General features: G+C 41.3%; 22 protein-coding genes and 1 pseudogene. 8 read left to right on the top strand and 15 right to left on the bottom strand.

Annotation, left to right across the window (positions count from 1 at the left end; genetic code table 11):
• Window positions 1–291 (top strand): annotated as a pseudogene (locus KO534_RS16905) (transposase); the annotation flags it as partial.
• Window positions 292–814: 523 nt separating this feature from the next.
• A complete protein-coding gene (locus KO534_RS16900; RefSeq protein ID WP_215931160.1) occupies window positions 815–1,327 on the top strand; it encodes a hypothetical protein in 513 nt (170 codons plus the stop codon).
• 362 nt (window positions 1,328–1,689) lie between these two features.
• Here the strand turns inward: KO534_RS16900 and KO534_RS16895 are convergent, their stop codons facing one another.
• The 4 genes from KO534_RS16895 to KO534_RS16880 all read right to left on the bottom strand — a co-directional run bounded on the left by KO534_RS16895 (window position 1,690) and on the right by KO534_RS16880 (window position 6,558).
• Window positions 1,690–2,871 (bottom strand): NAD(P)/FAD-dependent oxidoreductase, encoded by a 1,182-nt coding sequence (locus tag KO534_RS16895; RefSeq protein WP_215931158.1) that lies wholly within the window; start codon window positions 2,869–2,871, stop codon window positions 1,690–1,692.
• Between the two features lie 227 nt (window positions 2,872–3,098).
• The gene (locus tag KO534_RS16890; protein WP_215931156.1) at window positions 3,099–4,220 is read right to left on the bottom strand and encodes an acyl-CoA dehydrogenase family protein; all 1,122 of its coding nucleotides are present in this window, start codon (window positions 4,218–4,220) and stop codon (window positions 3,099–3,101) included.
• 19 nt (window positions 4,221–4,239) lie between these two features.
• On the bottom strand, window positions 4,240–5,439 hold the full coding sequence (locus KO534_RS16885; protein ID WP_215931154.1) for an acyl-CoA dehydrogenase family protein: 1,200 nt from the start codon (window positions 5,437–5,439) through the stop codon (window positions 4,240–4,242).
• 237 nt (window positions 5,440–5,676) lie between these two features.
• Window positions 5,677–6,558: a LysR family transcriptional regulator gene (locus tag KO534_RS16880; protein WP_215931152.1), complete on the bottom strand. Its 882-nt coding sequence runs from the start codon at window positions 6,556–6,558 to the stop codon at window positions 5,677–5,679.
• Between the two features lie 132 nt (window positions 6,559–6,690).
• Between KO534_RS16880 and KO534_RS16875 the strand changes: the two genes are divergently transcribed.
• On the top strand, window positions 6,691–7,872 hold the full coding sequence (locus KO534_RS16875; RefSeq protein WP_215931150.1) for an acyl-CoA dehydrogenase: 1,182 nt from the start codon (window positions 6,691–6,693) through the stop codon (window positions 7,870–7,872).
• Between the two features lie 91 nt (window positions 7,873–7,963).
• On the opposite strand, the gene KO534_RS16870 is transcribed toward KO534_RS16875, so the two are convergent.
• A complete protein-coding gene (locus tag KO534_RS16870; RefSeq protein ID WP_215931148.1) occupies window positions 7,964–9,121 on the bottom strand; it encodes a hypothetical protein in 1,158 nt (385 codons plus the stop codon).
• A 279-nt stretch (window positions 9,122–9,400) separates the two neighbouring features.
• On the opposite strand from KO534_RS16870, the gene KO534_RS16865 reads away from it, so the two are divergent.
• Both KO534_RS16865 and KO534_RS16860 read left to right on the top strand, forming a co-directional pair.
• On the top strand, window positions 9,401–10,333 hold the full coding sequence (locus KO534_RS16865; protein WP_215931146.1) for an alpha/beta fold hydrolase: 933 nt from the start codon (window positions 9,401–9,403) through the stop codon (window positions 10,331–10,333).
• Window positions 10,330–11,487, top strand: a complete 1,158-nt coding sequence (locus tag KO534_RS16860) for an RNA polymerase sigma factor (protein ID WP_215931144.1) — start codon at window positions 10,330–10,332, stop codon at window positions 11,485–11,487. Before KO534_RS16865 ends, KO534_RS16860 begins: the two co-directional genes overlap by 4 nt.
• Window positions 11,488–11,654: 167 nt before the next feature.
• On the opposite strand, the gene KO534_RS16855 is transcribed toward KO534_RS16860, so the two are convergent.
• The 3 genes from KO534_RS16855 to KO534_RS16845 are packed head-to-tail and all read right to left on the bottom strand — an operon-like array spanning window position 11,655 to window position 15,180.
• Window positions 11,655–12,575: an RMD1 family protein gene (locus tag KO534_RS16855; protein ID WP_215931142.1), complete on the bottom strand. Its 921-nt coding sequence runs from the start codon at window positions 12,573–12,575 to the stop codon at window positions 11,655–11,657.
• Between the two features lie 2 nt (window positions 12,576–12,577).
• Window positions 12,578–13,723 carry a GNAT family N-acetyltransferase/peptidase C39 family protein gene (locus KO534_RS16850; protein ID WP_252732236.1) on the bottom strand — a complete coding sequence of 382 codons (1,146 nt, stop codon included), beginning with the start codon at window positions 13,721–13,723 and terminating at the stop codon, window positions 12,578–12,580.
• 11 nt (window positions 13,724–13,734) lie between these two features.
• On the bottom strand, window positions 13,735–15,180 hold the full coding sequence (locus KO534_RS16845) for a RimK family protein (RefSeq protein ID WP_215931138.1): 1,446 nt from the start codon (window positions 15,178–15,180) through the stop codon (window positions 13,735–13,737).
• Between the two features lie 243 nt (window positions 15,181–15,423).
• On the opposite strand from KO534_RS16845, the gene KO534_RS16840 reads away from it, so the two are divergent.
• The gene (locus KO534_RS16840) at window positions 15,424–16,260 is read left to right on the top strand and encodes a LysR family transcriptional regulator (protein ID WP_215931136.1); all 837 of its coding nucleotides are present in this window, start codon (window positions 15,424–15,426) and stop codon (window positions 16,258–16,260) included.
• A gap of 46 nt (window positions 16,261–16,306) precedes the next feature.
• On the opposite strand, the gene KO534_RS16835 is transcribed toward KO534_RS16840, so the two are convergent.
• The 4 genes from KO534_RS16835 to recG form a co-directional block, all read right to left on the bottom strand.
• Complete coding sequence (locus KO534_RS16835) at window positions 16,307–16,558, bottom strand: hypothetical protein (RefSeq protein WP_436836589.1); 252 nt, start codon at window positions 16,556–16,558, stop codon at window positions 16,307–16,309.
• Window positions 16,558–16,731, bottom strand: coding sequence for a hypothetical protein (locus KO534_RS16830; protein ID WP_215931134.1), 174 nt, complete (start codon window positions 16,729–16,731; stop codon window positions 16,558–16,560). Before KO534_RS16830 ends, KO534_RS16835 begins: the two co-directional genes overlap by 1 nt.
• A 202-nt stretch (window positions 16,732–16,933) precedes the next feature.
• Window positions 16,934–17,725, bottom strand: a complete 792-nt coding sequence (locus KO534_RS16825) for a class I SAM-dependent methyltransferase (RefSeq protein ID WP_215931132.1) — start codon at window positions 17,723–17,725, stop codon at window positions 16,934–16,936.
• Complete coding sequence (gene recG, locus KO534_RS16820; RefSeq protein ID WP_215931130.1) at window positions 17,718–19,793, bottom strand: ATP-dependent DNA helicase RecG; 2,076 nt, start codon at window positions 19,791–19,793, stop codon at window positions 17,718–17,720. Before recG ends, KO534_RS16825 begins: the two co-directional genes overlap by 8 nt.
• 214 nt (window positions 19,794–20,007) lie before the next feature.
• Here recG and KO534_RS16815 point away from each other — a divergent pair, with 214 nt between their 5' ends.
• Window positions 20,008–20,487, top strand: a complete 480-nt coding sequence (locus tag KO534_RS16815) for a nuclear transport factor 2 family protein (protein WP_354667949.1) — start codon at window positions 20,008–20,010, stop codon at window positions 20,485–20,487.
• A 233-nt stretch (window positions 20,488–20,720) separates the two neighbouring features.
• A complete protein-coding gene (locus tag KO534_RS16810; RefSeq protein WP_215931128.1) occupies window positions 20,721–21,752 on the top strand; it encodes a GGDEF domain-containing protein in 1,032 nt (343 codons plus the stop codon).
• Window positions 21,753–21,807: 55 nt separating this feature from the next.
• On the opposite strand, the gene KO534_RS16805 is transcribed toward KO534_RS16810, so the two are convergent.
• The 3 genes from KO534_RS16805 to KO534_RS16795 form a co-directional block, all read right to left on the bottom strand.
• Complete coding sequence (locus tag KO534_RS16805) at window positions 21,808–22,446, bottom strand: peroxiredoxin-like family protein (RefSeq protein ID WP_215931126.1); 639 nt, start codon at window positions 22,444–22,446, stop codon at window positions 21,808–21,810.
• Between the two features lie 169 nt (window positions 22,447–22,615).
• Window positions 22,616–23,302 (bottom strand): tRNA (guanosine(18)-2'-O)-methyltransferase TrmH, encoded by a 687-nt coding sequence (gene trmH, locus KO534_RS16800; RefSeq protein ID WP_215931257.1) that lies wholly within the window; start codon window positions 23,300–23,302, stop codon window positions 22,616–22,618.
• Between the two features lie 28 nt (window positions 23,303–23,330).
• Window positions 23,331–23,720: a RidA family protein gene (locus tag KO534_RS16795; RefSeq protein WP_215931124.1), complete on the bottom strand. Its 390-nt coding sequence runs from the start codon at window positions 23,718–23,720 to the stop codon at window positions 23,331–23,333.
• Between the last annotated feature and the right edge of the window lie 36 nt (window positions 23,721–23,756).

The following is a 23,756-nucleotide window of genomic DNA, read 5'->3' as shown; positions in this document are numbered from 1 at the left end:
GACATACCTAAAGGTATTGAATACAGCTTGATAGATTATTGTGAACTAGTCGATTGTACAGGCCGTTGCATTCGAGACGATAAAGCAGGCCACATAGCGCACCATAACAATCCAATTCTAGAGCGAATTGGACTCAATTCAGAGCAGTGGTTAATCCTCACTACAGAGTTTGAACAACACTTTCATACCGCAGTTGGCAGTGAACACATGTTACAGCAATTCAAACAACACACCGACCATCAGCGAATACGAGGGATGGCAAAGGCTAGAGTGTTACTTCAACAAGCCTAAATCCCTTCAAAACAAATTAAGAAATTTAGCGAAATCAATTGGCGACTCATGGTGCCCGCAATTTGAGTTTAGTCACAGATTTGGGTCAACTTCCTCCTATAAATGCACAAATCAGCGCTAATTCTAGATTTTAGAACCATAAGTGATAGTAACGCTCATATTTTATGCTTGTTGAATTCACTGTTTTTGCGTAATTTATAACAATGAGTGTCTTAGTTAGTTTAATTAAGAAATTTAGCGAAATCAATTGGCGACTCATGGTGCCCGCAATTTGAGTTTAGTCACAGATTTGGGTCAACTTCCTCCTATAAATGCACAAATCAGCGCTAATTCTAGATTTTAGAACCATAAGTGATAGTAACGCTCATATTTTATGCTTGTTGAATTCACTGTTTTTGCGTAATTTATAACAATGAGTGTCTTAGTTAGTTTTTCTGCGATGAGTGTCTTAGTTAGTTTTTCTTAGTTAGTTTTAGCGCTCCAAACCAGCCCATTACGCGGGCGTTATGTGCAAAGGATAGATATGGCTGATCTAAGTTGGATTGATATTGTTGATACTGCCGTTAAAGTTGGTTTTGGCGCTCTTGCAAGTGGTTTAGCTACATACAAAGTAACTAAATTGCGCCTCAGTCATGAAAATAAGAAGATTGTTTTTGAAAACAAAGTAGCAATTCTTTGCGATATCGTACGTTGCGTCGAAGAATCAACTAACATCATAAATGATTTCTCTCATAAGTCTCGTTCGATCAGTTTACCTAGTGGTTCTGAGCAAGTTCTAATCGAAAGTGAAAAACTCATGAAAGGCTACACCAAAATGGGTGAAGCACAGGGGCTTTCTCATATGCTTGGATTAGATAAAATGAGCTTAGAAATAGATAAGCTTTGTAGCTCTCTGAATTCTCTTTATTGCCTCATAGCTGATAGCCCCGCTAATTTTGATATAAATAATGCTACAGAAAAAATACTTGTAATTAACGCTAGTTTGACAGCTTTACGTAAAGAGACTGCTGAAGCATATAGTAGTATCGGTATATGAACTAATTGCACATAACAAGCTAATAAATAAGGACAAAAAACAGTTGGCTGTTTTCGTTCCTCAACATTTTAGCCAACAATTTTTTGCCCATTATTAGGGCGTTATTGACCATCCGCTAACCATGCAAACTGACACTTCAAGCCTCTCAACAGCAAGATCCGCTTATGGCACTAAGCAGAGATTCCCAATCAAGTTTGGAATGACGGGACTTGGCACTTCGCTGACGGATAGATATTTGTAAACTAAACATACGCAAAATTTATGAGCAAGCTCTGTTGAATTCGGCCTAGTTTTGTCTCTATTTACAATATAATTGTCTCCATTCAATTCCGCTTGACTCCATTTTCCATCCAATAAACCATTTATACGTTTTGCCCAGCAACCCAACCTGAACTCCAGGCCCATTGGAAATTAAAGCCTCCTAGCCAGCCGGTGACGTCTACAACTTCTCCGATAAAATACAAGCCTTCAACATCTTTGGCCATCATGGTTTTTGATGAGAGTTGATTGGTGTCAACGCCGCCTAGAGTGACTTCGGCGGTGCGATAACCTTCGGTGCCATTGGGTTTTAGTTGCCACTGATGAAAGGCCTGTGCGGCTTGTTCGAGTTGTTTACCTTGGTATTGTTTTAGGGGTTTATTTTCAATGCCTAAATAGGGTAAAGCGGCTTGCACGTATCGTTTGGGGTAATGGTTGCCTAAGGCGGTGCTTAGTTGTACTTCTGGTTGACTTTGAAGGGTTTTGTTCAAATCAGCCAATAAGTCGCCATTGGGAAATAAGTCGAATTCTACAGTTTGTCCCGGCTCCCAGAACGAGGATATTTGTAGCACTGCAGGGCCACTTAAGCCTCTATGGGTAAAGAGGATGTTTTCGTTAAAACTAGTGTTGTTACAACTGGCGCTGGCATCTAAGGAAATACCGCTTAGCTCTGACAATACGCTTTTGTCTTGTTCGTGCAAGGTAAATGGCACTAATCCGGCTCGGGTTGGCTTAACATTTAATCCAAACTGCTCCGCTATTTTATAACCAAATGGGCTAGCGCCGAGTTTCGGCATAGACAATCCACCGGTGGCGACCACTAAGGATTCACATTGATACAGACCTTTTGCGGTGTTGAGGGTGTAACCAGACTCAGTTTTTTCAACGGACAAAATTTCGCATTGATTGGTGACTGTTACATTGGCTTTTTCACATTCGGCTAATAACATATTTAAAATGTCTTTGGCGCTGTCATCACAGAATAACTGGCCCAAAGTTTTTTCGTGGTAGGCAATACCGTAGTCGGCCACCAGACCAATAAAATCCCACTGGGTATAGCGGCTTAAGGCTGATTTACAAAAGTGTGGGTTATCTGACAAAAAGTTTTCGTGACTGGCGTACATGTTGGTAAAATTACAGCGGCCACCACCCGACATTAGAATTTTGCCTCCTAAGCGCTTTGCATGGTCGAGAACCACTACATCACGACCACGTTTGCCAGATTGCGCGGCACAAAATAAACCTGCGGCACCGGCACCTAATACAATTACATCTACACTTTTCAATTTTTGCTCGTTGCTAACATCGCTTTTAATAGGGCGGAATTATAAGGTATTAATAGGGCATTAATAAGGGCTGTTGTTACGGATTTGGCATTTTGTAGAAAGCCAAATAACAAATGTTGATTTGTGCTGAGTTAGGAATTCTAAAAGTAGGAACTATAGCTAGTGTGAGTACTAACTATAGTTCCTACAAATGGGTTAATTTTAAGGATTAAATTTTTGCCACTGTACTACGCAGTAGCAAATCGTTTGGTATGGTTATCAGTGCTACCAAACAAATATTGAATAGTGGTTAAGCGTTTAAATATATGACCTACATCAAGTTCGTCTGTCATGCCAATGCCACCGTGAATTTGGATTGATTCACGACCCACTAAATTGGCCGCTTTACCTATACGGCTTTTGGCTGCTGATATGGCTTTGGCGTCAACGCCTTCGTTGCTATCCATTTTTAACACCGCCATTAGCAAAATTGATTTTGCCTGTTGGTGTTCAATAAACATATTCACCATACGGTGTTGCAGTGCTTGGAAAGAGCCGATGGTATAACCAAATTGTTTTCGGGTTTTTGCGTACTCCAAAGTGCGTTCGTTGGCTATTTGCATAGCACCAACGGCTTCGGCACAAACAGCTAAAGTAGCTTTGTCGATAACATTGTTTATGGCGGGCAAGGCGTTATCTTGATCACCTAACAATTCAAGAGTCGGGGTGTTATCAAACCAAATATCTGCCGCTTGATGACCATCTACATTGGTATAACCTTCGCGTTTAACACTTGGGTGATTAGCATCCACTAAAAACAGGCTGATGCCATTGTTGTCTTGGGTGTCACCAGAGGTGCGCGCTGCCACTACTAAGGTTTCTGCGTTATTACCATTGAGTACCACTGACTTATGGCCATTAATGACAAACTCACCTTGAGTTTCAGTCGCGCTGCATTTGACATTATTTAAATGGTAGCGACTTTGTGGTTCTGCATAAGCAAAAGCCATTTGTAATTCACCAGCCATAATCTTCGGTAAATACAGGTCTTTTTGTTGTTGATTACCAGATGCGGCAATTAGTCCGCCGGCTAGCACAGCCGTGGCAATAAAAGGTTCGACTACTATACCTTTGCCAAACTCTTCCATGACAAGGGCAAGATCAGCCATAGAGCCGCTTAAACCGCCATCTTCTTCTGAGAATGGCAACATTAGCCAACCGAGTTCTGCAAATAAACTCCAATTATCTTGACTGTATCCTGCTGCTGATTTAAGTATTTTTCGACGTGTTTCAAAATCGTAATCATTGAGAATAAACTTCGATACACTATCTTGAATCATTTGTTGTTCGCTGCTTAACGAAAAGTCCATAGTAAATTCCTAATGCTTATTAAAGGCCTAAAACGGCTTTGCTGATAATGTTCGTTTGAATTTCGTTACTACCACCGTAAATGGATGTCTTACGGTTATTGAAGAAAGTTAACGCGCTGTTTGCCGCTGTATCTGGGCCAATGTGTTGCCCGTCAAATCCCTCTTCGAATTGTTGTGGCACATAAGGCATTGAGTAGTACGCCGCCGCTTCAACATATAGTTCATCAATGCCTTGGATTATTTGGGTACCCACAATTTTTAAGATTGACGACTCTGGTCCAGGGGCTTTACCGGTACTTATCGCAGACAGGGTGCGTAACTCAGTGTATTCCAGTGCTAATAAATCTATTTCTAGGTTTGCTACTTTTTGCGCAAAAATAGGGTCGTCCATGAGTTTGCTATTGCCGTCATCAGAGGTTTCAGCCAATTGTTTTAACTGAATCAGACGGTCTTTAGATGGCGCCACGCGTGCAATACCGGTTCGCTCATGGGTTAGCAATACTTTGGCGTATGTCCAACCTTGACCTTCAGCACCAATAAGGTTGTTGGCAGGAACGCGAACTTCATCAAAATGCACTTCGTTGACTTCATGACTTCCATCAATAGTGATAATCGGAGAAACCGTAATTTTAGGGTCGTGCATGTTTATCAGTAAAAAGCTGATGGCTTCTTGGTTTTTAGCACTAGGTGGTCCGGTGCGTACTAAACAAAATATCCAATCGGCATGTTGGCCTAAAGTGGTCCAGGTTTTGGTGCCGTTTACTATGTATTCGTCACCGTCTCTGACTGCTGTTGTTTTAAGCCCGGCAAGATCAGAACCCGCCCCCGTTTCTGAATAGCCCTGACACCACCAGACTTTACTGGCCAAAATATCAGGTAAAAAGCGCTGTTTTTGTTCTTCATTACCAAAGGTATAGATAACAGGGGCAACCATTTTTAAACCAAAAGGGATGACATCAGGGGCACCAGCTTGGGCACATTCATTGTCAAAAATATACTTCTGGGTGCTAGTCCAACCGGTTCCGCCGTGTTCAACGGGCCAGTTAACGCCAGCCCATCCTTGCTTATGCAATATCTGTTGCCATTGCACGTATTCTTCTTTTAATAGGTGCAGTCCTTTTTTGATTTTTGACGAGATGTTTTTTGGCAATTTTTGCTGTAAAAATTGACGAACTTCTTGTTGAAATTCTTTTTCTTCAGCGCTGAAATCTAAATTCATTTTGCGAACCCTTGGTTGTACTCAATTTATTGAACGTTTTATTGATACCGAAATACTGTGACTGACAATCTACTGATTTGCAGATCACCTAAAGCCTTTTTATTAACGTCTATCCTATGAATTAAGTTTTATTTTGGGAAATTATTACTATTAATAATGCTGCATAAGCAATCTGCTAGGCACAGTGAATATTTAGAGAAGAAGTGGTTGAATGCTTAAGTTATTTAGAATTACTGCTTAACTACTAGATCCAACCGTTGAATCTAAATAGGTCATGAATACTTTGCTGGCGTTAGAAAGGTAATGGTTTTTTCTCCACGCCAGGCTTAACTTAAATTCGATCTTGGGTTCAAAGGGTATTGATGTCATCTGCTGTTCGTTTTGTAAAATTCGCGACAGGCAAGTGGTAATACCCACACCGTTACGCACCAAGGATTTTTGCAATTCAATAAGATTGGTTTCCATACGCACATCGAGAGTGAGTTGTTGTTTTTTTGAATACTGACTGACAACTTCACGTAAAAAATATCCTTCGTGAAACAGCACTAAGGGTTGTTGGCAAAATTGTTCAAGTGAAATGGTTTTTTCAGCTGCTAGCGGGTGAGAGCTAACCATACCAGCAACAATTTCTTCATCTATTAGTTCAGTGTATCGTAACTGTGGGTTTTCTATATCCCCCCGTACTAAGGCTAAATCCAGTTCGCTATTGAGTAACATTTTTTCTAGCGCAGCTGTACCTTGATCTACTAATTGAATTTTTATTTTCGGATACTTTTGCTTAAATTCGGTCAATATTTGCGGGAAATAATAAGAACCCATCATGGCGGGTACACCAAAACGAATCGTGCCGCTTTCTAGTTCTCGTAATTCTTCTAATTCTAACTCGACTTGTTTGGCCTGACTTAGCAGTTGCGAAGCCAATTTATATAATACTCGACCTTCAGCGGTTAATAACGAATGTTTGTCGGCCCGATTAATGAGTTTTAAGCCAACTTCTTGTTCGAGCTTTTGTATCGCAACCGTTAATGCAGGTTGTGCTATACCTAGGGTGCGAGCGGCCCGAGTAAAGTTGCCTAACAAGGCTAATTGGCAAAAATACTCAAGACGCTTTAAATTCATATAATTTCAAAATGATAGTTAAACGTTATTAAAAATATAAAAACTATATATTATATTTATTTAATTTTTAAGCATAGAGTAATCCGATAGTTCAATTTACTACCTGTAACGATATTTAAACGGAGTCATCCAATGAGCCAAAACCTCACCCCCTATAACTGGCAAGATCCGATGTTTCTTGATAATCAATTAAGCGAAGAAGAGCGCATGATACGTGATACCGCTTATGATTATTGCCAACAAAAATTGTTGCCACGGGTGCTTGAAGCCAACCGACACGAACGTTTTGATCGCGAAATAATGACAGAACTTGGAGGCTTAGGCTTACTGGGTGCGACTTTGCCAGCCCAATATGGTGGCAGTGAAGTGAATTACGTCAGTTATGGTTTGATTGCTCGTGAAGTTGAGCGAGTTGACAGCGGTTATCGTAGCGCCATGAGTGTGCAGTCGTCTTTGGTGATGCACCCTATCTATAGTTACGGTACTGAAGCGCAACGTATGAAGTACTTACCTAAATTGGCCTCTGGTGAATGGGTGGGATGTTTTGGTTTAACTGAGCCAAACTCGGGCAGTGATCCTGCGTCTATGACTACTCATGCTAAGAAAGTGGACGGTGGTTATGCTTTAACGGGTAACAAAATGTGGATCACCAACTCACCTATAGCTGATGTGTTTGTGGTGTGGGCAAAGCTTGAAGGCAAGATTCGTGGTTTTGTGCTTGAAAAAGGCATGGCGGGTTTAAGCGCACCTAAAATTGAAGGTAAATTCTCGTTGCGTGCGTCTATAACGGGCGAAATTGTGATGGACAATGTGTTTGTACCAGAAGATAACATGTTTCCTGAAATCAAGGGGTTGGCTGGTCCGTTTGGGTGTTTAAATAAAGCGCGATATGGCATTGCTTGGGGCTCTATGGGCGCGGCAGATTTTTGCTTTAATGCGGCTAGAACCTACACACTAGACAGAGAGCAGTTTGGTCGGCCCCTAGCTGCAAACCAGTTAGTACAAAAGAAATTAGCGGATATGCAAACCGACATCGCCTTAGGTTTGCAAGGCTGCTTACAAATGGGCCGTTTGATGGATGCTGAACAATGCCCAGTTGAATTGATTTCTATGATGAAGCGTAACAATTGTGGCAAGGCTCTGGATATCGCACGTGTTGCCCGTGATATGCATGGCGGTAATGGAATCAGTGATGAATTTGGGGTGATTCGTCATGTGATGAACCTAGAAGCAGTGAATACCTACGAAGGAACTCATGATGTGCATGCACTCATTTTAGGCCGTGCCATCACTGACATTCAGGCTTTTTACTAACATTTATGACAGTTGTTGCGCTGAGCAAATGAGGTAGGCCAATTGTTTAGCGCAACTTTGAGTTTTATAAATGAGATAAAGCTTCAATTAATTATAGCCGTGGGGCTATTTCATCTTGAATGATGGATACCAGCGATGGGTTCTGTACATCGTTGGACCACAACTCAAATACCTGAAAACCTTGGTTGATAAAAAAGTCCATCTCAAATCTAAAGGTTTGTTCTGAGGTCCAACCTTGGCCTTGATCAAATCGTTCTGGGCTGGTGGTAAAACTACCAATTGTTTGGCACAGTGCAAAGGATAAAACCGTAGCTTGCTGGGCTATATGATAAACCTTGTATTCTAATTCGTTAGGGTTGGTCGCCATTCGCGACGCACACCACCAAATAGCCACGCCGCAGCGAGAGCCTAATTGCTCATAACAGTGTTCAAAGGCATTATCGGCCAATTCAGACGAATTGAAGACTTCGTGGATTTCCATAATCACAGAAGTAGTTGGGAATGCTTGGTTGTACATATCCATTACGTCATTGTACGCAGTGGATAACCGTTCTGGTGTATAACCTGCAGCGGTATATTCTGCTTCGTCTACGCGCCAATGCATTTCAATGCCGTTAGTCATTGCAGCATAACTAAAATAAATTGCCGAAAGATTAGGGTGGTCATCAAATTGTGCACCTAGCTTAGCCAGTAACGCTTGTTTGAAACCTTGATATTGTTGATCCCAAGGTAGACAGGTTTGATGAGTCTCTTGGTCTCGAAAAACAAAATTAAAAGTCTCACATTGGTCGAGTACGTATTGAGGTATTTCATTACTGTCAAGAATCGCCAAATGTATATTGGAGTCATAAATTGTAGCTTGTGCTAACTCACGTTCTATGGCGGAAAAATCAAATACTCCTTCTGATGGGTTGACTACTTTCCACGCGACTCTGATCAAGGTGCCTGAAATGTAGTCTTGCCCTTCAATATTTGGCTGCACTATGGTGTCGGATTCATTGTTGGAACGGATAAACCCAGCGCTATGGAATATGCCTTGGGAAATAGCTTTAGGTGGGTTTTCGGGTTCGGGCTCTGGTTGCGGCGGGGTGACAACTGGAGGATTATTCGAAGAATCAGCAATCTTAGCAGAATCTGAACTGCCACCGCAGCCGACTAACAGCAAAATCACGAAGAGCACGGAACATGCCCCTACAAAATTAACAAACCAATCTTCATGTACCTTGCTGTTTAAATGTGAATGTTTCATTTAACTCAACCTTGTAGCTTGAATGTGCAATTGATTAAACAGCGGCGTATAGCTAACTCACTTTATACTTAAGATAACTTAGGTCAATAGGTAAAAATCTATACTGAAACACTTTTTAGCTGTTAATCAGGCGTTGCTTCGCTAGAAATTGATTGTATAACTTGAATAAATAGTAAATGTGGTTGGTTTTATACTCTCTTAAAAAAACTTGTCACACTTTTTAAACTCACCGTGCCTTAGATATGTTGGTTTTATTTAATACATAATAAGGAAAGTATCATGTTCAAATCTATGCAAGCAAAAAGCAGGCGTTTTTGGTTAACCTTTACTGTCGCATTTATCTATACGGTTTTATTTCAAATGGCTATCAGCGGCGTTTTGTTTGCCGCAGAAAATACGGCTTCAAACAAACAATTTGTTGCCAAAGTAACAGGCGCTGGTAAGCCTGTTATTCTTATCCCGGGATTAATGTCTGATGGTAGCGTCTGGCAGGATTTAGCTAATGCGTTATCAACCACTTACCAAGTGCATATTATTAATTTAGCTGGGTTTGCTAGCACGCCAGCCAATGATAAACCTTCACTGACACAGGTTAAGCAGCAGCTTTTAGATTATGTGGATACACATAAATTGCATAAACCAGCGGTGATTGGACATAGCCTAGGCGGATTTATGAGTTTTTGGTTAGCCTCTAGTGCTAACACTCAAATAGGCCCAATTATATCGGTAGACGGCTTGCCTTTTATTGGCCCAGTATTTACCCGCACAAATGCAACAACGGTTGCAGATTTAGCAGGGCAAGCACAGCAAATAAAAGCCATGTACGGCAATATGTCGCAACAACAACTGATACAGCAATCCCGTTACGGCTTATCGATACAAGCCAGTAGCGATGAAGCTAAAGCGAAAGTTATGGACATGGTAAAAATCTCAGATCCTAAAACGGTGGGCGAAGCAATATATACTTTAATGAGTCAAGATTTAAGGCAAGAGATTGCCAAGATCACATCACCTGTTTTATTGTTAGGTGCATCGGGGGGCTTTAGTACAGATGATCAACACGCAGCTATGCAAACTTTGTATGCACAACAACTACAGATGTTGCCAAAGGCGCAGTTGGTGATGAACACTCGTTCTCGACATTTTATTATGTATGACGACCCGCAGTGGCTTGAAGAACAAGTCACTACTTTTTTAGGGAGTCATTTATGAATACCGCTGCACACTCGACCTTAAGCCTTCAAGATCAAAGTTTATTTAATGATGTTGAGCTTGCACAAGATGGCGACCAACAAGCATTTGGGCGCTTAATAAATCAAACACGTAATTTGGTAACAAGCATTGCTTTATCTATTGTTAAAGACTTAGACAATAGTGAAGACGTTGCTCAGCAAGTCTATATTGGTGCTTGGCAAAATATGTCTGAGCTAAAAAGTAGCAGTAGCTTTTTGCCTTGGTTACGGCAGATGACACGCTACAAAGCCCTTAATTTTTTGCGAGACAACAAAACCCGCCAAAAAGTAGCGGGTGAAGAAGCAGATCTAATATTGTCGCAGTTTTGCGATCCTAAGTTAGATGTCGATAGCAAGATTGAGCGCGAACAATCAAATGTGATCTTAGAGGATTTCATTAGCCAATTACCTGAAGAAAGCCGAGAAATCGTGCTGCTTTATTACCGAGAGGAACAATCCAGTAAACAAGTTGCGCATTTACTAGAGCAGAGCGAAGCCAATATTCGCAAAAAGTTATCACGAGTAAGACAATTATTACATGAGCAAATCTTGCGTAAACACGGCAAGTTGTTATTAAGTACCGCACCTGCCTTAGGATTTAGCAGTTTGATTTTAGGTGCTATCACTACCAGTACACCTGTGGCGGCCGCAGCCATGAGTTCAGCGGCAGCAGGCAGCAAATCAGGAATGTTACATAAGTTAGGTCTGTTGCTAGGCGGGTCGATGATAGGTGCTCTACTTGGCATTCTCGCTGTGCGCGTTAGCACGTCACACTTACTGAAAAAAGTCTCAAGCGAAGAAGTTAAAGCTAAAATTCTTAACTATCGTAAAACAGTGACCATCTGGCTGATTGTTAGTGGCTTGATGTTATTGGCAAGTTACGAACTAACAACTGGCTGGTGGGCTCCGGTGACAGCCTATTTACTGTTTGCTAGCGTACTTTTTTATCTAGTCACGCGTTTACGTATGGTAGTAACCAACGAAATTTGCCAAGCGGAATCTACCACCACCAAACAAAAAAATATGCGACTACGCTTAGATATCTGTTATTGGTGCGGCTTAGTTTTAGGATTTGGCGGTGGTTTTGTAGGTATGATAAGCGGATTAATCAATAGCGGACGATTACTGCTTTAAAGTGGCGATTCACTTCTTCCTAATTTTTATGTGAAGCGGTTCGGTGTAAATAACCAAATAGCTTGGTGTTATTTGTAGACGTTTGCTGTTCTCTGCTTATTGAGTTGTCGCAAAATTACTATCAAGCTATCGGCTCGGAAAACGACAATGAAATTTAGTTAGCGCTTTTATTGTTGTTTTTTGAGCGGATAACAAACTTTATTGCCCCATAAGAAATAAACTGAGAAATTAACTTTCCGATAGCAGCGAAAAATACACCTTCTCATTGACTGCCTACATACTGCAAAAAACCAAGGATTTAATGCACAAAAAAATTGCACTATTTCTACGGCTATCAGAATAATAATAATCCACTCTAAGAAAGACGAGTGTTTGTGATTTTGCTCGGCTGCCAGCATTTCGTGTAGTTCGTTGATGGTGGATAACTTCATTGTCAGCAGTTCTACCCGTGGTTTGAGGTCTAAGTAGCGACTGACGGTAAGGTATTTTTGTTCTTGCTCGGGGTATTCCCAGAAAAACTCTGGGGTATCAAGTAGGTTGAAGTGCAATAAAATATCACTTTTGGTGCTGAATAACTCACCACGTAACATCGAGAGTTTTTTGCGACTCAAGGGAATCTTACCGGTATTGGCAAGGGTGACCGACAGATAAGCATTGTCTTTAATGGTGCGCTCGGCGAGCACTTCAAAGCGGCCTAGTTTAGCAGATTGTGCCAAAGCATGACTGACTGATAGTAAGGCCATGGTTTTGTAATCGGGTAAAATAAGGTGGTCGTCTACCATAGAGAGGTTAGCGTTTTCTGATAGTTCGAACACATAGTGTTCGCGGTCTTCTTGTATGTTACGTTGCACAACATAGCCGTTGACTATTTCGGCTAGTTGAAGTTTTTTGCTGTCACTTATGCCCCAAGATACGACCACTCCGTAATCAAAAACAAAGACTTGGCCTTTAGGTGTGCTAATGCTCAATGCGTCGCGGAAACGTTTTACAAAGTAGGTTTGGGCAATTTTTTCACTTAGGCCTTTCAGCTGAATAGAATCGCCTAACAAGACTATATCTACTTGGTTGGTCGCAAAATTTGTGGTCATTATTATTCCTCAAAATGGTCTTTGGAAATTACCAAGGCGGTGCGTAACTTGGTTTTTCCGTAGCTCGACAACCTAACAAAATCGTCCAAGGCAACAGGAATATGCTGGCAGTCAAATCCTGATGCATGTTGTTCTGGTACGCTGGGATCATGGAGATACAAACATTCTTCGTCTATTGCAGTAATCGCTACCCAGTGGGGAACTTTGTATCCATCCATTCGATAAGTGCTAATTAGACTCAGTACTTTGCAGCCCTCCATTAGGGCATTTTTTAAAGCGTGCAAATCGAAATCTGCGTAGACTACGGGCAAGTTTTGGTGTTTGGCCCGTGTTTCAAATTGTTGTTCGATTACCTCAACTGTGTGTTTCTTCACGGCTTGGCGTACCCCCGAAGTAAACAAAGGTAAGGCTTGATTGATGTAAACTTGGGTTTTGAACCCTCTTTTTTCTGCCGCTAAGGCTAAACCCAATGGGTGGCAACCTCCGTGCCCAGACATCATAAAAATAGTCGTGGCTTCACGCCATAAGTCGAACTCTAACGGTTGCCCCATTTGTATTTTTTCAGATAGACTCGCCATCGCCATCATTAAGGCTGCTGGGCCACAGGTAAAGTCTGTGGTTTGTGCATACCAAGGATAAGAGGGAAGTTGTTTGTGCTTAGCCACCTGACGGATAGGCTTTTGCATTCTGAATGCATCGCCATTGTTTTCGTAGTAGTGAGCATAGTCACCAAATATTTTGTATCCCATAGACTCATATAAACCTATGGCGCGAGCATTGGTTTTGTCTACTTCTAATCGTAAGAATAATTTACCGGCATCTACAGTGTGTTTTTCTAAGGCCAACATTAATTGGCGACCTATTCCTTTGCCTTCAATGTTTTTATCAATGGCAATGGAATACAGGCGCGCCAAACGAGTGCCCTTGCGCATGATAACCAAGCCATAACCTATGATTTGCGTCTCTTGCTCGACTACCATAAACACGCGATGTTTGGCTTTTATCCAATACGAAAAACTACGTTTGCTTAATCTGTCGGTGTCAAAACAGCGTTGTTCTAACGCCACTAAAGCAGTTAGATCTGCTGCTTTGCAATCTCTAATAGTGAATGCCTGTGAGTGGTCAAGCTGGCTTTTATCCAGTTGCATATTTTGCATCACTAACGGCCTCTTTGTTCGAGGCGATTGGCAAATTCTTGCATGATTTGCATGTATAACTCATATCCTAAGTAACGATCTTCTACACCTTGTTCGATGCTAGGGTTGTCGTTCACTTCTATGACATACACTTTGTCATTCACTTGTTTTAGATCCACACCGTATAAACTGCTACCTATAAAGGAACAGGCGTTGACTGCGGTTTCTAATACTTGGCGAGGCACTTCAAAGGTGGCCATGGTTTCAAAATCACCCGACGAAAAACGTTTTGCGCCATGGTTATAGATTTGCCAATGATTTCTGGCCATGTGGTATCGGCACGCATATATCGCGCGACCATTTAACACCCCAATGCGCCAGTCGTATTCGGTATACAAGTATTCTTGAACCAAGATGATTGCGGAATCGGCTAGTATCGAACTCAATTTTTGCTCAAGAGCGAGTCGGTCAGCTACCTTAAAAACGCCTTTAGAAAAAGAACTCTCTGGCAGCTTTAAAACCATAGGGTAGCTAAACTCTTGTTCTAGTTTCTCAAGTGTGGAGTTGCTGGCATCAGACACAAACAATGTTTTGGGTGATGGCACCGAGTTGTAACTAAAGGCATCATGCAAGAATACTTTGTTGCAGCAACGTAAAATCGATGTGGCGTCGTCTATCACTACCAATCCTTCCTTCTCGGCCTGACGAGCTAATTGATAGGTGTGATGACGGATTGCGGTAGTTTCACGAATAAACAGCGCGTCATAACGGTTTAGCAAACCGATTTCATCGACACTCACTAATTCAGCGTTGATACCAAATTTATTGGCAGCCTTCACAAAGTGTTTCAACGCTTTTGGGTCGCTTGGTGGGGTATCTTCTTGATGATTAACCAAGATAGCCATGTCCCAGCGATAACGTTTACGGCTCTTGTTACTGCGCCACACATTGTTGGTGAAGTTGTTTAGTCTTAGTTGCAAGCTTGCTTGTTGTTCAAGGTTCAACTCTTCAAGGGCACCTAAACGGATAGTCGCTAGCAACTTTTGCTCTTGCCAATGTAATGCCAACTTTAAAATAGGCGCAGGGTATTGCTCAAATACGTATTGGGCAATTTTGTTGATGTGTTCGTCAGCGTGCCAACCAAAATAAACCAGTACATCGCTAGTTGTATTTTTCGCAAAGCTTCGAGCCGTCGTTGCTGGGATAACGACTACTAAGCCTTCTGATTGGCAAGTTAAGTCATTAATGGTGCTGACGCTAGGTAATACCTGGTGTTGCCGTGCTTCGGCTAGCAAAGAGCAATAGTAGCCCTGACTCAAATATTGGGTGGAGTCACATAAGTTAATTAATCTTGTTGTAACGTTTCCCTTTTTTGGAAACTCAGACAAATACTGATTAAAATTCACAATCATTGCGTTAGTGTTTTCGATAACTGAGCTATCGTTCGAAACAATGAGGTTTTTACGCATTTTATGTATCCAACACCTTTAGTAGAAGCCGTTTTTAAAGCGACGAAATTTCGCGGATACTACTTCTTTTGATGGTTTTGTGAATACTTTTCGAAGCTAAATATTTTAATCGTCAGGAACAAATTAATTGTGGCTAAAATCACCACGCAATAGCAGAATAGCGCGGGCCTTTTTAGAGGTTTTATGGTGTTTCTTGGAACTCACAAGGTTCTAAAATTTCTCTTTGCTAATGTGTGAATTTTTATGGATATTCGTTTCTTAGTGACTTTTATGGAAGTAGCGCAAACCAGGCATTTTGGTAAAGCTGCTGAAAATTTGTATTTGACTCAGTCGGCTGTCAGCGCTCGTATCAAACAGCTTGAAGAGTACTTTAACTCGGCGTTGTTTGTACGAAACAGAAATAGTCTGCAACTGACTGCGGCTGGTGAAAAGTTATTACCTTTTGCCTCCTCCTTAGCAGCAACTCTTGAAGAAGCCCGTGCCGCAATGAATGAAGAAAGTATTCAATATTTGAGTATCGCCAGTACTAACAATGCATGGGATATGTATCTAAAACAAAACCTCGATGAGATAAACGAACATCTTGATCATGTTTCATTCAGAGCTGAAATTTGTAGTCAAGAACAACTGAGTCGTATGCTTCATGAACATAGTATCGATTTGGCTTTAACCACTTTACCTTTTAAATCAGATGACGTGGAAATTCTCGAACTAAGTGAATCATCGCTGTCACTTTATTGTTCAGTTGCGATAACCGAACAACCACTCGAACACCTGAATATTGCCTTGGATTGGGGGCAAAAAGTCAATGATTCACTTGAAAAAACCTATCCAGAGATTAAAAAGGCGAGCATGCGGACAAGCTCACTTCAAGTGGCATTGAGTTATTTATCGACAAACAAAAGCGCGATTATTCTTCCTGAAAAAATCGCTGAAAATTTGGTTAATAGGGGGGAGCTACGAGAGCTTGAATCGTTAACACCATTAACGGTTAAGTGTTATTTGATTTATTTAAAACAACCCAAAGATGCGAGACTTAAGACATTTATTGACGTATTCAAAAAAATGACTGAAAAATAACAAGGGCGCTGACGCACCCTTGTTTTAAGGAGGTAAATTTCTCGCGTTAGACTAGTTTGGTGAGGGGTTGATAACCTTCCGAGTCTAATTCTTCATTCACACATTCCAGCAAAAATACTGGTAACTCTTTGCCATCGGTACCGTCTTCTTCAGCTAATTCTGTGCAATATTGTTTGAGCTCTGCAATCAATTCTTTGTCTGCTTCAGGACGCTCATCTGCAAAAACTGCTGTTGTTAATAATAAACCTAGTGTTAACACTACTTTTTTCATCATATTCTCAATAGTTTGAATATTCATTAATGAAAGTCGGCGGCTTGGCGGCGTCTTTCATCGGCTCTTCTTTGGGATAATTTTTTGCCTTTTTTGGCGTCAAACTCGAGTTCATCGCTATATTCGGCATTAAATCTATGCTTTGCAGCTCCATTCATTTTGTCGCTATCATTTTTTTTAAAATGAAAATTTTTGCTCATTACCCTGTCCAAAAAATGGTTGTTAGAAACTACGCACACTACGCACTTAGTTCAGGAATATTATTGAGCTAATTATGGCGATTGGACAACGAAATAATTTGTTCTTAAAGAGCAAAAAGATTGTTCAAAGTATTGACGGACATTTGTGAGCTATCGACTTCGAGTTTTACCCAAGTGCACAGGGGGATTGCCGTTTTTTGACTTAGTTTGCGTTTTGAATTAGATAGACATCGAACCTGTTGGCTTTACCTAACATTTCAATTTCTGGCTTTTTACCCGACAAGTATGGTGCTCCTGAGGGGCGTTTAACTACTACTCGTTTTTTAGCCAGTAACAATGCTGGCTCTAGCAACAAGTCGGCGTCTTCATCTGGGCCAAGTAGTTGCTGAAATAAACGCATTTCTTTTTTAACCGCGGCGCTTTTTTTACGGTGCGGGAACATAGGGTCGAGGTAGACTACGTCTGGGCGGGTGCTCTCCCATTTGTTCAAAAGTTCTATGGCGACACCATGAACTAGCTGCATTCGTTTGGGAAGCCAGTTACATAACTCTTCAGCAACGGCGGCGCGGTCTAGGCCATCTTGTAATAGCGCGGCAACAACAGGTGAGCGTTCAATCATATCAACTACGCACCCTAAACTGCTAAGCACAAAGGCATCTCTACCTAAACCGGCAGTGGCGTCTAAGATCCGCACACACTCTTGGCCTTTTAAACCAACGGCTTTGGCGATGGACTCTTTTTTTCCGCCGCCATGCAAACGCCGGAAGGTAAGGGCGTCGGAACTGAAATCTACTTTAACTGCGCCTACTTTAGGCTCATCTAACTGCCGTAGTTCGAGATGAGAAACTTGTTGTATTAATGCTAACCCCGCATTGACATTATCAACATAAGTAAGCCCCCACTTTGACGCAGTGTATTGCGCTAGCTTGATTAATTCAGGCGTTGCACTTTTGGGTACAGTAACGGGGATGTTTTCTAAAACAGGACTATGCATGACCAAATTGCTCTTTGTTACCCAGCCAACGATTCACAATAGCTTGGGCATTGCCTGGATAGTGCTCCCATAAGTGATTAGCAATATTTTGTATCTGGGGGATAAGTGACGCATCGCGGACCAAATCAGCAATTTTTAAATCCGCTAAACCAGTTTGTTTAGTGCCTAATAATTCGCCCGGACCACGGATTTCTAGATCTTGCTGTGCAATGTAGAAGCCGTCGTTAGATTCTCTGAGCACAGCTAAACGTTTGTTGGCCGTTTTAGACAAAGGACTTTGATACATTAAAACACAATGGCTTTCTACCGAACCTCGACCTACACGACCACGTAATTGGTGCAACTGAGCTAGCCCTAAACGCTCTGGGTTTTCTATGATCATCAGACTCGCATTTGGGACATCAACACCCACTTCAATAACTGTGGTGGCGACTAATAAATCCAACGCACCGGCCTTAAAGTCGGCCATGATTTGCTGTTTTTCATCAGACTTAAGCCTGCCGTGTACTAATCCCACTTTAAGCTCTGGCAATGCCGTACGCAATAAAATAGCGGTGTCTTCGGCAGCTTGGCTTTGTAAAAATTCAGATTCATCTATTAGGGTACACACCCAATAGGTTTGTCTACCTTGCTCAACGCTGGCGTTACGCACACGAGTAATCACGTCTTCACGCCGAGAGTCGGGTAATACTACCGTTTTTACCGGTGTTCTACCTGGGGGCAATTCGTCGATCACTGACGTATCTAGATCGGCATAGGCCGTCATCGCTAATGTACGCGGAATGGGAGTGGCCGTCATAATTAGCTGGTGTGGAAAAGCTCCTTGAGATTCACCTTTTTCACGTAACGCTAAACGTTGATGCACACCAAAACGATGTTGCTCATCTACTATGACTAACGCCAGTGAAGAAAAAACGACGCTTTCTTGAAAAATGGCATGGGTGCCCACCACCATTTTAGTTTCATTATTAGCTAATTGGCTTAACACTTTTTCTCTGGCTTTACCTTTCAACTTGCCGGCTAACCAACCCACTTCTATGCCTAAAGGCTCAAACCATTGCCGAAAATTATTCGCATGTTGTTCAGCGAGTAGTTCAGTAGGCGCCATGAGTCCCACTTGATATCCAGCAGCAATTGCCGACAAAGCCGCCATCGCAGCAACCAAGGTTTTGCCCGACCCGACATCGCCTTGTACCAAACGCATCATTGGACTATTTTGTTGCATATCGTCTTGAATATCAGCTACGACACGTTGTTGGGCATTGGTCGGCCTAAAAGGCAAATTCTCCAAAAATTGATTGAGCAAATCAGCACTAGGTTTGATTGGGAAGGTTGCTTGTTTTTGGCTTTGCTGCCGTACTTTTAATACGCTCAAATGATGCGCCAGTAATTCTTCCATAACTAAACGTTGTTGGGCTGGGTGTTTTCCTTCGTCAAACAATGACAAAGTTACATCGGGTGGAGGACGGTGAACTAAATGTAAGGCGTCAATTAAACTAATTTGTTGTTGATATAAACCTTCAGGTAATAGTTCTGCTAAACCTCCTTTGTCCAAAAGTTTTAAGGCTTGCTCGCTTAAATTTCGTAGCGTAATTTGTTTAATACCGTCAGTGGCTGGATAAACAGGTGTAAGGGATTCCTGCATTTCATTGGGTTGATCTAAACGGATATTTTTGTATTCTGGATGCATTATCTCTAGGCCATATTTACCGGCTCGGACTTCACCAAAACAACGAATAGTAGTGCCTACTTCGAGATTGTTTTTTTGGGCTGCAGAAAAATGGAAAAAACGTAAGGTTACCGTACCTGTTCCATCAGTGATTCTCACGACTAACATACGTTTACGACCAAATTGGATATCGCAGGAGGTTACTTCACCTTGGATACTAGTATGCAAGTGGGGTTGTAAATCTGCGATTGGATAAATGCGAGTCCGGTCTTCATATCTAAGTGGTAAGTGAAATAATAAGTCTTGCACAGAAACAATTGCCAATTTTGCTAGTCTTTCTGCCGCTTTTGCCCCCACACCTTTTAACTCGGTGATTGGCATTTGCGCTAAGCCTTGCATAACACGCCATAGATTTTGGGCCTTAGGCATTTGGGATAATATTTAACAAGACAAATGGCTAGTCGCCAAGAGATATTCACAGAGTTTCCTGATGTTGGTAATTCAATTACACCTATAATCGAAGAAATGCACAACCGAATCAAGCAATTGCTGTTGTATTGATACCTAAAGTAGGCAAAGCTAGGACGCGTTTTTACAATTCAGGATCATTAAAGTGCTGCAAACTCGTTTATTTTTTATATTGGTGATGTGCTTTCAATTTTCAGTTCACGCCTCACAAAACCACGCTCAGATTATCAAGGTGTTAGATTCTTTCCACCAAGCTGCAAGTGAAGCTAATTATCGGCAGTATTTTGATTTATTATCAGATACTGCTGTTTTTATTGGTACTGATGGTGATGAGCGCTGGGGTAAAGGTGCGTTCGAGGACTTCGCTAAACCTTATTTTGAAAAAGGAAAAGGTTGGACTTATATTCCTAGAGATCGTCACGTAACCGTTGCTAGTTCGGGTCAATTTGCTTGGTTTGATGAAATGTTGGATAACCAAAGTTATGGTGAATGTAGAGGCACTGGTGTGTTGGAATTGACTGATAAGGGGTGGAAAATCAGCCAGTATCACTTAACTATACCTGTGCCAAACGAATTGGCAAAAGAGCTAGTACAGCAGATAAAAAAGCTCCCTAGCAAACCGTGAATGACAGCGAAGCAATACTGGATTACTCCAGCGCCCTAAAACTTCTACATTGTCGTTATTGCTAAACCATACTCATCTCGACGATATAATTTTTTTAGAACAAGTGATTTTTTTAAGATTGAAATGCAATAAGCGCGTTATAATATATCTATAATATGGAGGCGAGATGCTAAGGCCCATATGATTTTACGGTGCTTAAGTATTTGTATGTCTATAACACAGTATCAAACTAAATGAATGAGCAATTAGTACAAAATATTCAATATCGTCGCGATGTGATGCGAGTTTTGGTGTCGTTTACTTGTATTGGTGGTTTGCTATTTTCAGTAGTGAACTTCTATCGTGACATCTATATTCTCGCCGCAATTGAGTTTGGGTTTGGTATTTATTCGGTTTTCTTGTGGCGCATCATCCCAAGCACCCCTAACTTCTCTAAATGGGTATTGTTGTACATTATTCCTTGTTTTCTAGTCATCTTGTACGCGCTTTATCTGCCGCAGTCCTCTGAAGCAATGTTTGTTTGGATTTTGACTATTCCTTTGGTGTCCTATTTGTTAATTGGGCGGCAACAAGGTTTTTGGGTCTCGGTGTTTTTTATTGTGTTGGGTATTATCGTTTATCATTGGCGGTTTATAGACGCCAACAATAGTTTCACTTTAAACACCGCAATCTCCATAAATGTGTGTTTCAGTGCTGTTATGTGTATGGCTATGGCTCATGTTTATGAGCTCAACCGTGAGAAAAATGAACAACGTTTACTTGAGTTAGCAGGGACAGATAAACTTACGGGGTTAGCAAATCGTTTGAAATTAGAAGACGGTTTTCAGCATTATTCATTACTGAGTAAACGACACAATATTAATTTTATTATTGCACTGTTCGACTTAGACTTTTTTAAAAATATCAATGATCAATACGGACATGATATCGGTGATAAGGCCTTATGTCATGTGGCAGATTTTTTAAAGAACAATAAAAGAGAAAGTGATTTGTTGGCGAGGTTTGGCGGTGAAGAGTTTTCACTGCTAATGACAAGCTCTGATTTAGATGAAGCCTACAAACACATCAATTTAATGCGAGAAAAACTATCACAGCACCCTTTCATTTGTAACAATCATAATATTAGCATCACTATGAGTGGTGGCTTAGCGACATTTGGAAAAGATGGAACTAGCTTGGAGGCGCTGATGAAAAAGGCCGATGCGCGCTTATATATGGCTAAGGAAAATGGCCGTAATTGCATAGTGACACAAGATCAAAAATAGCATCGGCCAGTATTTTACCAAGCCAGTTACTACTGACTTGGTATATGCCTATTTGCTACAAAGATAGTTTTGCGGCCTGATAAAGTAGTTCAGGCGAAAGGCGAGTTTTAATATTGGGATTAACATAACTGAATACCACTTTACCTGTGGTATCTAAAATAAACACAGCGGGTGCGGGTAACACGGCTCTGCCTGTAGCCTTTTCGTTGTTAAGATTAATATCCCAATTCGATTTATATTTTGTTCGAGTTTCATCTGGTACATAAAAACCAATCCCGAATCCACTTATTGCTTCTAACTCTGGGTCTGCCAATAAACGCACTGTAAATTTGGTCTGTAATTTTTGCTGTTGTAATTGAGCAGGCGTTTCTGGAGAAATGGCTAATATTTGGTAACCTAATTCATCAAGTGGGCCCTCAATGTCCTTCAAACCTGCTAGTTGGCGATTACAATACGGACACCAGCCACCTCGATAAAAAATCAAAACAGTAGGTTTTTCCATGGTTAGCGCCTTTAAACTGACAGGATCGCCATCTACCGTTTGTAATTTGCTGTTTGGTGCAGATTGACCAATTAATAATGGGGTAACGTTTTCGGCTGACTCTGCAATTTGGGTTCGGTCTAGTGCGTTGGACGTGTTTGAAAATAATCCAATGGTTAGAATTACGATTAATACTGATAATGGTTGTCTCATAAGTCTCTCAATTAATGGTGGAATCAAACTGGGAGGACCCAGTATTTTCAAGAATACTTTCAGTTACGATTTAATAACTGCAAAATAATCGGAAAACAGTGTAGTCAGATAATATACAGAAATCTGCCATTCGATAATGGTTACTAACCCGAGCTCAGGTTAACTAAATTTATACTGCGATTGAACGCTGCATTTGTGCCCACCAAGTGTCGCTTGCTTGTATTTGACCTTGGTCATCTACATAAGGGTAATCCAAACCTTTTTGGTCGCATAGCTTTCGTAACCTAGGAAAGCCGCTTTCAAATAGCAGCTTTTGGCAAGCTTGTTCTGATAACTGTTGATTATCATACATACCAGCTAGTTGTCTTTGCCTCTGGGCTTCATACAAAATAAGTGCTGCAGCAACTGATACATTGAGTGATTGCACCATGCCTACCATAGGAATAGTGATATCGTGATCTGCCAAGGTTATGGCTTTGGGAGTAGCCCCTTGTTTTTCTTGCCCTAATATAATCGCCGTTGGTTGGGTATAGTCGATCTCACGAAAATCCACCGCGTTACTTGATAAGTTAGTGACCAACACCTGCATGTTTTTTGATTTTAGATGGGTTACTGCATTTTCGATGCAAGAGTGCTCTTTGGTGTATACCCAGTTTTCGCTGCCCATTGCGGTGCTTTTACGAAATTGAGGCTTTTCATCCCAGACTGCGTGTACTTCAAAAACGCCAACAGCATCACAACTACGCACAATAGCCGAGACATTGTGCGGTTTGTTCAACTGCTCTAAACATAAGGTTAAGCTAGGTTGGCGTAAGCGAAGAAATTGCCTAATCCGCGCATATCGCTCGGCCGACATATAAATATCTGTAGGCATAAAGCTACCCTTATTCAGGTAACTCCATTACGCCATCTATCTCAATTTGTACACCTTTAGGTAAGGCACTAATTTGTACCGCTGCACGAGCAGGATAGGGTTGTTTAAAATACTGGCTCATAATTTCGTTAACTACAGCAAAGTTGGATAAATCGGTTAAGAAAATATTCACCTTTACTAAATGGTTCAAAGAACCATCGTCAACCGCTTCACAAACCGCTCGCACGTTTTTGAATACCTGGTGTGCTTGCTCTGCAAAATCTTCAGATATCACTTCCATAGTTTCAGGTACTAAAGGGATTTGTCCCGAAAGATAAACTGTTGTACCGCTTTTAATTGCTTGGCTATAGGTGCCAATAGCTTTTGGAGCCTTGTCAGTATGGATTACGGACTTAGACATAATTGTGACCTTCTTTTATGTTTAATTGGGTAAGTG

This window comes from Paraglaciecola arctica, assembly GCF_018861065.1.
GTDB classification, from domain to species: Bacteria; Pseudomonadota; Gammaproteobacteria; order Enterobacterales; family Alteromonadaceae; genus Paraglaciecola; species Paraglaciecola arctica_B.
Note: the sequence above shows the minus strand (reverse complement) of the source record. Positions and strands in the feature narration are given on the sequence as shown.

Excerpts from the sequence above, each read along its gene's own strand:
- KO534_RS16825 (WP_215931132.1), bottom strand. The coding sequence starts at position 17,725 with ATGCATAGTCCTGTTTTAGAAAACATCCCCGTTACTGTACCCAAAAGT.
- KO534_RS16875 (WP_215931150.1), top strand. The coding sequence starts at position 6,691 with ATGAGCCAAAACCTCACCCCCTATAACTGGCAAGATCCGATGTTTCTT.
- KO534_RS16885 (WP_215931154.1), bottom strand. The coding sequence starts at position 5,439 with ATGAATTTAGATTTCAGCGCTGAAGAAAAAGAATTTCAACAAGAAGTT.
- KO534_RS16890 (WP_215931156.1), bottom strand. The coding sequence starts at position 4,220 with ATGGACTTTTCGTTAAGCAGCGAACAACAAATGATTCAAGATAGTGTA.
- recG (WP_215931130.1), bottom strand. The coding sequence starts at position 19,793 with ATGCAAGGCTTAGCGCAAATGCCAATCACCGAGTTAAAAGGTGTGGGG.
- KO534_RS16855 (WP_215931142.1), bottom strand. The coding sequence starts at position 12,575 with ATGACCACAAATTTTGCGACCAACCAAGTAGATATAGTCTTGTTAGGC.
- KO534_RS16865 (WP_215931146.1), top strand. The coding sequence starts at position 9,401 with ATGTTCAAATCTATGCAAGCAAAAAGCAGGCGTTTTTGGTTAACCTTT.
- KO534_RS16860 (WP_215931144.1), top strand. The coding sequence starts at position 10,330 with ATGAATACCGCTGCACACTCGACCTTAAGCCTTCAAGATCAAAGTTTA.
- KO534_RS16845 (WP_215931138.1), bottom strand. The coding sequence starts at position 15,180 with ATGCGTAAAAACCTCATTGTTTCGAACGATAGCTCAGTTATCGAAAAC.
- KO534_RS16795 (WP_215931124.1), bottom strand. The coding sequence starts at position 23,720 with ATGTCTAAGTCCGTAATCCATACTGACAAGGCTCCAAAAGCTATTGGC.
- KO534_RS16810 (WP_215931128.1), top strand. The coding sequence starts at position 20,721 with ATGAATGAGCAATTAGTACAAAATATTCAATATCGTCGCGATGTGATG.
- KO534_RS16805 (WP_215931126.1), bottom strand. The coding sequence starts at position 22,446 with ATGAGACAACCATTATCAGTATTAATCGTAATTCTAACCATTGGATTA.
- KO534_RS16830 (WP_215931134.1), bottom strand. The coding sequence starts at position 16,731 with ATGAGCAAAAATTTTCATTTTAAAAAAAATGATAGCGACAAAATGAAT.
- KO534_RS16900 (WP_215931160.1), top strand. The coding sequence starts at position 815 with ATGGCTGATCTAAGTTGGATTGATATTGTTGATACTGCCGTTAAAGTT.
- trmH (WP_215931257.1), bottom strand. The coding sequence starts at position 23,302 with ATGTCGGCCGAGCGATATGCGCGGATTAGGCAATTTCTTCGCTTACGC.
- KO534_RS16840 (WP_215931136.1), top strand. The coding sequence starts at position 15,424 with ATGGATATTCGTTTCTTAGTGACTTTTATGGAAGTAGCGCAAACCAGG.
- KO534_RS16850 (WP_252732236.1), bottom strand. The coding sequence starts at position 13,723 with ATGCAACTGGATAAAAGCCAGCTTGACCACTCACAGGCATTCACTATT.
- KO534_RS16870 (WP_215931148.1), bottom strand. The coding sequence starts at position 9,121 with ATGAAACATTCACATTTAAACAGCAAGGTACATGAAGATTGGTTTGTT.
- KO534_RS16880 (WP_215931152.1), bottom strand. The coding sequence starts at position 6,558 with ATGAATTTAAAGCGTCTTGAGTATTTTTGCCAATTAGCCTTGTTAGGC.
- KO534_RS16835 (WP_436836589.1), bottom strand. The coding sequence starts at position 16,558 with ATGAATATTCAAACTATTGAGAATATGATGAAAAAAGTAGTGTTAACA.